2 protein-coding genes are annotated in these 1,057 nt (G+C 65.9%); both read left to right on the top strand.

What is annotated here, in order from left to right; genetic code table 11:
- A partial coding sequence (locus tag ATE62_RS22635) for a polyprenyl synthetase family protein (RefSeq protein WP_197412032.1) occupies nucleotides 1-341 on the top strand: 341 nt, incomplete at its 5' end.
- Nucleotides 341-847, top strand: coding sequence for a pantetheine-phosphate adenylyltransferase (gene coaD / locus ATE62_RS22630; RefSeq protein ID WP_058810130.1), 507 nt, complete (start codon nucleotides 341-343; stop codon nucleotides 845-847). The genes ATE62_RS22635 and coaD, both read left to right, overlap by 1 nt.
- Nucleotides 848-1,057: the final 210 nt, after the last annotated feature.

The raw sequence follows: 1,057 nt of genomic DNA, 5'->3' as shown, positions 1-1,057 counted from the left end.
TCCATGATGTCGTCGGCGATCTGGAAGGCGAGCCCGATCTCGCGCGCATCCCCGCCGAGGGGCGCACGCCGCTCCGCGGTTATGCGCGCGACATCGGGCTCGCCTTCCAGATCGCCGACGACATCATGGACGTCGAGGGCGACGAGGCGCTCGCGGGCAAGGCGCTGCACAAGGACGAAGCCGCGGGCAAGGCGACCTTCGTCACCTTGATGGGGCTCGACCGCGCGCGCGACCAGGCGCGGATGCTGGTCGACCAGGCGGTCCAGCATCTCGCGGGCTTCGGCGAGGAGGCGGCGCTGCTGCGCGCGATCGCGCGCTATATCGTGGAAAGGGATCGCTGATGCGGGTGGGGGTTTATCCGGGAACGTTCGACCCGATCACGCTCGGGCATATGGATATCATCACCCGCGGCGCGAAGCTGGTCGACAAGCTGATCATCGGGGTCACCACCAATATCGCCAAATCGCCCTTGTTCGACGACGACGAGCGCATCGCGATGGTCAAAGCCGAGGTTGGGGGCATCGACGGCGATATCGAGGTCGTCGGCTTCAATTCGCTGCTGATGGACTTCGCCGACGCGCAGGGGGCGTCGGTGGTGGTGCGCGGCATCCGCGGGGTCACCGACTTCGAATATGAGTATCAGCTCACCGGCATGAACCGCCAGCTCAACGACCGCGTCGAGACGGTCTTCCTGATGGCCGACGTCAATCTGCAGCCGATCGCCTCGCGGCTGGTCAAGGAAATCGCGATCTTCGGCGGCGACATCCACAAATTCGTGACCCCCGCGGTCGAAAAGGCCGTGGTATCGCGCATCGCGGAGCGTGGGCTGCGGCAGGGCGGGGCCTAATCCCAATCATTGAGCGTTCAGCTTTTTCCCGCTAGGGCGCGCCAAGACGGGGCGCAAGTTGCAGTTTTTCACAAAGGCCGATCCAGCATGAATTCTTCCTTCCGCCCCTTGATCCTGACGGCGATGGCGTTCGGCCTTGCGGCTTCGGCCGTCGCGCAGGAAGCGCCGCCCGCGCCGATGCCCGACGGCAGCGCGCCGCCGGCCGAGGCG

Origin of the sequence: Sphingopyxis sp. HIX, assembly GCF_001468285.1 — a bacterium.
Lineage (GTDB): Bacteria > Pseudomonadota > Alphaproteobacteria > Sphingomonadales > Sphingomonadaceae > Sphingopyxis.
The sequence above is the reverse complement of the archived record's forward strand: the minus strand, read 5'-3'. Positions and strand labels throughout refer to the sequence as shown.

What these genes read in the sequence shown, in the direction of transcription:
- coaD (WP_058810130.1), top strand. Translation starts at nt 341, where the DNA reads ATGCGGGTGGGGGTTTATCCGGGAACGTTCGACCCGATCACGCTCGGG.